We start from the raw sequence: 7634 nt of genomic DNA, 5'->3' as shown, positions 1-7634 counted from the left end.
TCGACGACCTGTTGCCTTGGAACGTCGCCCCTTTGCTGCCTCCCTCCGCGCGCATTGACCCCATTCGCTAACAGCACATCCCTCATCGGTCAATCTCGTGGGCAACGGTAATGATCGAGTGCTTACTAGCCGAGATGAATGCAGAACAGACCTCGAGATCGAGAGGCTCGGTTGCGTTCATTGGCATGTGGCATACGCATCCAGGCTCTCAACCCGACCCAAGCCATACAGACCGGAGCGCGATGGTGCGGCTGTTCGAAGGTACCGATTTTCAGGCTCATCAGTTTCTGATGCTGATTGTCGGCGGGTCAGCGAAAGCGCCGTTGATAGCAGGCAATGTATTCGACCGTGATGACTGAAACACACCGCGAGTCCTCCGGGACATTTGTGACGCTTGCGCTGTCCGGAGGTGGCTCCCGCGCGATGGCCTTTCATCTCGGATGCCTGCGTGCGCTCAACGACCGCGGGCTGCTGGAGAAGGTCAGAGTGGTTTCCACTGTATCGGGCGGAAGCGTAATTGGCGCCTGCCTCGCATACTGGGGCGCGGAATTCGCCGAGTTCGACCGGCGTATGGTTGACATCCTGCGCAGGGGTTTCAACGGGTCGATTGCAAGGTCAGTTTTCTTCAGCCGCGAGACACCGAAGATTGTCGCGACCCTTCTGCTTACAGCGATACCCGCCCTCGCGCTCGGCGCGTTGGGTGCAGTGCTTTCCCTCATACGTGCCATCGCGCGATTGCCCACGAGACGACTCGAGAGCGGTCTTGCCCGGCTATCTGGTCTGCTGCCAATCTGGGGCAGCCTGACGACCGCATTCGAACGCGCACTGGCACGCACGATCTTCGGTGACACCGTGATCGCTGACGTCCGGTGGAAGGGCGTAGAGGTCATTATCAACGCCTGCGATCTGCGCACAGGTACGGCATTCCGCTTTGGTTCCCAGGCATCAGGAGGCTGGCGATATGGCTGTCTCGAAGACAACCATATCCCCGTTGCCCGTGCTGTCGCAGCGTCGGCAGCGTTCCCATTGCTGCTACCGCCATTGATCCAGAAATTCTCGTTTGTCTGCGGTAACCGGCGGTCGGTGCAGAAAGTGGTGCTCACTGACGGCGGCGTCTTCGAAAACCTCGGCGTGACCGTCCTCGAACCGGGCCGAAACGCGGGCATCAGTGTGAACAGCTTCAAGGCGACGCATATCATCAGTTTGAATGCGGGCTCCGGGCAGGTAGGTGGTGAAGCCAGTCCGTTCTGGTGGATCAGTCGCGTCAAACTGTCGTTCGAGACGGTCCATCGCAAGGTACAGGATGCGACCTATAACCGCTTGCATCAATACGCACGCAATGGACTATTGAAGGGCTTCGGTATGGTGTACCTAGGGCAGATGGACGAACAGTTGCCTTACGCGCTGCCGGACCTGGTGCCGCGTGAGAAGGTCAAGGACTATCCAACCAATTTCGCCGCGATGGCAAAGGAGGATCTTGACGCACTGTCGTTACGCGGCGAGCAGCTTACCCACGTTATCCTCGACCGATATCTGCCTACTCTCTGAATATCGTAGCAAAATTGCTTAAGAGCCGGTCAACGTGTTTCCATGAGCGAACCGGCTCAGCCAGGCATAGCCAGTTTGGCGCGGGCCGGGGTGCTAACGGGCTCTCACCGATGCGGCACGCCAAGATAGGAAAATCGACACAGATGAAGTACTAACGCTTTGGCGGGCAGGGGATGACGCCGTCTTTCTGGTAAGTGCGATTTCGGGTGTCATGGCTCCGGGTGTGTCCTCAAACACCGCGGCCGTCGCGGCGGCCGGCGGTTCTTTGAAAGGCACATCATGGACAAATCTGCGCACGAGCACACAGTTCGCGATGCGATTCTCGAGCACGGAATTTTTGCTGCGGGGCAAGTCGGCAACTGGCAGGTTCGGCCGGACGCATTTCGGCGCCATGAAGCAGCTTGGAGCTTCAAAACAGCCGATATCGAGGCCGAACTGGGCTGCATGCACGCTGTAGGACTGGTGACCTGCAACCAGGCTGGCTTCTGGCCTGCTCTGCAAGCAGGCCTTTGTTGCCCGTGAGGCGCGGCGGCAGACGATCGGTCGACGGCATCGATCGCTTGGCGCCGGCGAGGCGGCGACCGAAGATCTTGTGCTTGCGATCGTCATGATTGGTGGGAGCTTCACCCACAAGAGTCGTTACAGTTCTGTGAACATCTATTGGCGGCCTGTCTCGCTCGCGTATCCCCAACCGAGCGCGAACGTGCCACTCAGTCGCTGGTTAAACATGGCTCCGCAGAAAAAGTACGGAATTAAGTTTCCCGCGCTGCACCCGTGGCGGTGGCATCAAGTCAATGTCCGTCACGTCACTTGTCGAAAATCGCGCATCCACCGCGTACAATCTCCGGCTCACATCGGGCAGCCTTGCGAAGAACGGCCGCTCGTGCAACACGGTCTGCGTTTCGCGCTCGTGGGAGTGCACTCGCGGCCCCGCGCTTCGACCGTCCCCTGTGCACCGGCACCGCAGGCTGCCTTTTTCATGGGCTCTTTCCTTGGGACGTTGGACTGCAGACGTGCAGCCCTCCCACCCGAGCGCCATCGCGCGTGGCCGGGAAAGGACTCGCTTTCCACCTTCACTGCTTCTGACTGATCTTTACCCCATGTCGCTTCCCGATATTGACTTCAAGGAAATCCGCGTTCATCGAACCAGCCAGGCCGACGCATTCGAGGAGCTATGCTGCCAGTTGGCGGGCGATGAACCGCTGACGGATCGCATCCGCTTCGACAAGAAGGGGCGGGGAGGAGACGGCGGCATCGAGTGCTTTGCCACACACGCCGACGGATCAGAAACCGGATGGCAGGTGAAGTTCTACTGGGAGATTGACAGTCTGCTCAGCTCGCTCGACGGATCACTGACGAAAGCGCTTGTAAAGCATCCTGCCATGCACCGGTTCATCGCGTGCTTCCCGTTCGATCTGGCGGATTCGCGCCGCTCTGACGTGACGACGGCATTCGCAAAATGGACCAGGTGGCGTGAGAGGCGGATCAGCGAAGCCGCCGCGGCCGGCAGGATAGTCACGATCGATCGCTGGGACGGGCACGAGATCAAACAGAGGCTGACGGACAGCAATCCGAGATCGGCGGGGCGGATAGCCTTCTGGTTCGACCAGGAGCTGTTGACCGCCGACTGGTTCCGGAAAGCCTTCGAACGGACAGCGGATAGCCTGGGGGATCGCTACAGTCCGCAAACCCACATCGACATCCCGGTGCGGCAGTCGATCCTCGCGACGGTGCGCGACCCCGTGATTTTCGAAGCGCTGAAACCGCTCGCTGCGCGAATAAGGCATAGCCTGCAACAGTCGCCAGGCAGCGCGAACAACGCTGCGTGCACCGCCGCGCTGGGCGTTGCGACCGAACTGGATACACTCGCCGATGAGCAGCCGGATTCATTTACGCTGCTGGAATTACGCGGCAGGATCGATGCCGCTGCCGATCTGGCTACCGCGTGGCATGGCGAACTCCGGGACCAGCGGCAAGGTCGTGAGCGTAGCCCGGAGCTGATCGCCGTTTCCAATCTGATGAACGCGTTGCGCGCCTGCGCTCGCAATGTCCGCGCGGATCACTGGACGCATCTCGACACGCGGGCGCTTCTCGTGTCCGGTGATGCCGGAAGTGGCAAGTCACACCTGCTAGCTGACGCCTGTGCACACCAGATCGAGAACGGTCGACCGGCCATGATGGTGCTCGGCGGCAAGCTGCCGGATGCCGAGCCGTGGGGTGAGATCCTGCGGGATCTCGATCTGCCGCGCCATCTCCAGGCCAGGCAGTTCCTCGGTGCACTCAATGCCGCCGGAGAAGCGGCGGATGTTCGCGCGCTTGTCGTAATTGACGCACTCAATGAGAAGAATGGGCAGTTGATCTGGCCGGAGCGCCTCGCGGGCCTGTTGAACGACCTCAGGCAGTTTCCCTTCATAACGGTAGTGCTGTCGTGTCGGACAACGTATTTGGATGTCGTTATCCCGGACTCACTGGATGCATCGAAGCTGCCGCGGATTGAACATGAGGGCTTCGAAGACGACGATGTGATGCGTTATCTGCGCCGGCGCGGCATCAGCGTACCGGAGGCTCCCCGTCAGCTCGACGAACTGCACAACCCGCTTTTCCTCCGTCTGGCCTGCGATGCGCTGAAGGCCGAAGGCGAAGTGTTGATGACGGACAGCCTGAGCGGGATTTCCGAAGCGTTCCGGCTCTTTACCTCGACTGTCACACGACGTATTGAGGCGACAACGAAGGTTGCGCCACGCCGCAACCTGGTTTCGAAGGCGATCGAGGCATTGACGACGGAGATGTCCAGGACAGGGCGTGGGGAGGTCGGTTTCGAGCGCGCTGACGAGCTCGTGCGCTCAATCTACGATGGCAATGAGATCGCGAGTGACATCCTGTTCCAGCTGGAAAACGAAGGGCTTCTTGCAGTGGAGCAGGACTCGTTTTCCAGCGTCGAATCCAGGGAGGTTGTCCGTTTCACGTTCGAGCGGATGGGTGATCATGCGATTGCCGCCAGCCTCCTGAATCGCAGCATGGATTCCGCGGGAGCTGGCGCCGTGTGCGCTCCCGGGTCACCGCTGCACCAGGCGCTGGCTGATCCGCATTCCCGGATCGCGCCGGGGCTTCTGGAGGCGCTCGCGATCCAGCTGCCCGAGCAGCTGGAGCTGGAGCTTCCGGATCTGGCCGGCGTACCGCAACGGTTATGGGTGGACGACGCGTTCGTTCACAGCCTCCTCGCCCGCCGACCGACGGCTTTCCGTGAAAGGACCTGGCAGCTCGTGGATGAAATTGGCGACGAACGCCTGCGTTTCGACACGCTCATTGCACTGTCGACTGAGCCGGAGCATCCGTTCAACGTGCGTGTGCTCGACAGCGAACTCCGGCGGCATGCGATGCCGGAGCGGGATGCGCACTGGTCGGTCCATCTGGCTGATTCGGACCGTGCAACGACACTGGTTGACTGGGCGTGGAACGCCGACCAGACACGCGTTACGCCTGCGCGCGCCGAGCTGGCGGCCATACAGCTCACCTGGTTTTTCACAACGAGCTTCCGCCCCCTTCGCGATAGAGCGACGAAGGCGCTTGTCGCACTGCTTGCCGGTCGTCCCGGGCTCGCGATCAGCCTGTGGAACGGGTTCAAAGGTGTTGACGACGGATATCTGACCGAGCGTCTGACTGCCGCGCTCTACGGGGCGGCCATGCAGGGCGTGTGGGAGGATTACGATATGTCGGCTGTCGCCACGACCCTCTATCGTGATCTTTTTGCGAACCGCACGCCCCCGGCAAATTCGCTGCTGCGCGACCATGCCCTCGGACTGATTGCATATGCCATGCATAGGGGAGTGTTGGGCGGCGCAATTGATCGCGAAAACCTCGAGGGACCCTTTCTCAGCTCCTGGCCGATCGAGCATGTCCCCGACGAAACCATCGAAGCCTACACGCGGCAGTACGGTGAGAACGGAAGGTATCCCGACGAAATCGTCAACTCGTGCCAGGACGGTGATTTTGGGCGTTACGTGCTCGACTACGCGGTGCAAGACTGGAGTCCGGCTCTCGTTGGCACCTCGCCGCTGCCGAACGCGCTGGATCTGCGGAACGCCTGGTTTGAGGAGTTTAAGGTCACGGCGACCTTGGACATGATTGCGGCGCATGACCGGCTCGTTCAAACCATCGCCAGCGAGAATCCCCGCAACACCGTCGTGATGGGGGAGGCTCGCGACCGGATCAGGGCGGCAAAGGCGGTCTTTAGGGCGGCTGTCGGCTCGGATATGTTCGAAGAATGGCGGGAGCGGGCCGAGTACTGGCGAGCCGAAGGCATGTACCAGAGCTATGCGACCCAACAGGGTCCGTCCGGGTTTAATCTCGCGTGGGCGCGGCGCTGGGTCGTGAAGCGGGCGCATGATCTGGGCTGGTCGGAGGAACTGCATGGCGCGTTCGACCGGCAGGTCCGTGGCGATCGGAACGAGCACTCCCTCGAGCGAATCGGCAAGAAATATCAGTGGCTGGCGCTTTACGAACTGGTCGCGAGCATGGGCGACAATCTCGAACGTCTCCCGGATCGCGACACCGACCCGCTTCGGTTGCGCAACCTCGACCCCTCGCTGCTGGTCGATCATGTTGCTGCAGATGACTGGGAGGAGGTTCCGGCGAAGCCGTTCTGGATCGGCGCGGCCCCCGAACTTGCTGCGCGTACGCCCGCTGAGGCGATAACATGGCTGCACTCGTCCGAGGATATCCTCGATGGAGTCGAGAACGTCGCTGTCAGGTCCGAAGACGACGATCGTCACTGGCTGGTGCTCACGGGATTTAAGACCTGGCGCACGCCAACGCAGGGCATGCACTGTGAGGCGTGGCGCCGTGTAGGAAGCGTGGTCGTGCGAAGGGCAGACCGCGACAGGGCGCTGGAGTTGATGTCGACGGGTCAGATGGCAGGCCCGCACGACGTGCCCGTCGCCGCGGGAGGGGGCTACCGCGTTCATCTCGGTGAGTTTCCGTGGCGATCGCTCGAGGAGGGGCAGGATGACTGGATCCTCGACTGGCGCCCTGTCGACTCAACTGTGCGACGCGGTGGGAACAGACTCGCTATCAGGCCAACCACGACGGAGTACAACGCCGAGGCGGACGGTTACGACGGCTCGGTCAGCGATCACATCAACCTGCGCCTGCCGGCACGGTGGTTGATGGATGGGCTGGGCCTGCATCTCACCGACGGTCGCTCGATCGTGTATCAGGATGCTCAGGGGGTCACCCGCTTCATGGATCCGTCCGTCTCGACGGCGGGCGAGAGCGCCGCACTGGTCGACCGGGACGCCTTCCTTGGGCTGCTTGAGCGTGAAGGTCTGGTCGCTATCTGGACCGTTGCGGGCGAAAAAAATGCGTACGGTGATTCAGCGGGCGACGGCTTCGGGGGGCGGCTTACCTTTACGCGGCTGTTTTATTCTGACGGAAGTGGGCTTCGTGGTCGTGACAGGCTCGAAACGTTCGACGCCCCCTCGGCACGCCAGCGCGCCGCCTTCCTGGGCGAGTCAGTGGCGGATGCGGGCCAAGTGGATGATGGGCCCAGTGACGTCACGGTTTCGCATTCACTAGGCCACGGCAACCACTGACACTCGGGTCGAAGCGGGTTAGGGACGATCCCGACTTGTGCACACCGCAGGTACACTCGGCAGTGAGTCCGCGGGCCAGATGCAGCGGCAATCACGCACGGCAAGCAATACCGATTGAACCCAGTGACGACGCAACGCAGCGTCACTGGGACTTTGGCCATTTGCCAGCTTGAGCGTGGCTTAGCATTAGCTATCGGCAGGCGCTCTGCGAGTGCGCCAGAAACCGTAGTGCTTCCCGATTCCTGAGATCATCGTTCGGTGGAGTCATTGAGCTGCGCCCACGAATCGGGGAAGGGCGGCAAAAACACGATGAGGCCTTCCTCGAGGCTTTGCTGAGCAAATTCAGGTCACAGTATATCGAACGACCACGGGTGTCGATGGCGGTCAGGAACCGCGCAAATCCGGCGACACACAGTTGACGTGACGTGATAAAGGCGGTAACTGCAAGTTGCGGGGAAGGTCCTGACGCTGTGCGCGTCGGAAGGAGCCCGTAGG

4 protein-coding genes are annotated in these 7634 nt (G+C 61.2%); all 4 read left to right on the top strand.

Annotated elements, in window-relative coordinates; all coding sequences use genetic code 11:
* Nucleotides 1-110: 110 nt before the first annotated feature.
* The 4 genes from AABE10_RS35580 to AABE10_RS35565 all read left to right on the top strand — a co-directional run bounded on the left by AABE10_RS35580 (nucleotide 111) and on the right by AABE10_RS35565 (nucleotide 7139).
* Nucleotides 111-359 carry a Mov34/MPN/PAD-1 family protein gene (locus tag AABE10_RS35580; protein WP_342937738.1) on the top strand — a complete coding sequence of 83 codons (249 nt, stop codon included), beginning with the start codon at nucleotides 111-113 and terminating at the stop codon, nucleotides 357-359.
* Nucleotides 337-1548 (top strand): patatin-like phospholipase family protein, encoded by a 1212-nt coding sequence (locus tag AABE10_RS35575; RefSeq protein WP_342937737.1) that lies wholly within the window; start codon nucleotides 337-339, stop codon nucleotides 1546-1548. The genes AABE10_RS35580 and AABE10_RS35575 overlap by 23 nt, the downstream gene beginning before the upstream one ends.
* A gap of 279 nt (nucleotides 1549-1827) precedes the next feature.
* On the top strand, nucleotides 1828-2070 hold the full coding sequence (locus tag AABE10_RS35570; RefSeq protein ID WP_342937736.1) for a hypothetical protein: 243 nt from the start codon (nucleotides 1828-1830) through the stop codon (nucleotides 2068-2070).
* Between the two features lie 578 nt (nucleotides 2071-2648).
* On the top strand, nucleotides 2649-7139 hold the full coding sequence (locus AABE10_RS35565) for an AAA family ATPase (RefSeq protein WP_342937735.1): 4491 nt from the start codon (nucleotides 2649-2651) through the stop codon (nucleotides 7137-7139).
* Nucleotides 7140-7634 lie beyond the last annotated feature (495 nt).

This window comes from Paraburkholderia diazotrophica (assembly GCF_038900755.1).
GTDB classification, from domain to species: domain Bacteria; phylum Pseudomonadota; class Gammaproteobacteria; order Burkholderiales; family Burkholderiaceae; genus Paraburkholderia; species Paraburkholderia diazotrophica_A.
Note: the sequence above shows the minus strand (reverse complement) of the source record. Positions and strands in the feature narration are given on the sequence as shown.

Coding starts and splice junctions, on each gene's coding strand:
- AABE10_RS35580 (WP_342937738.1), top strand. CDS start 111: ATGATCGAGTGCTTACTAGCCGAGATGAATGCAGAACAGACCTCGAGA.
- AABE10_RS35575 (WP_342937737.1), top strand. CDS start 337: ATGTATTCGACCGTGATGACTGAAACACACCGCGAGTCCTCCGGGACA.
- AABE10_RS35570 (WP_342937736.1), top strand. CDS start 1,828: ATGGACAAATCTGCGCACGAGCACACAGTTCGCGATGCGATTCTCGAG.
- AABE10_RS35565 (WP_342937735.1), top strand. CDS start 2,649: ATGTCGCTTCCCGATATTGACTTCAAGGAAATCCGCGTTCATCGAACC.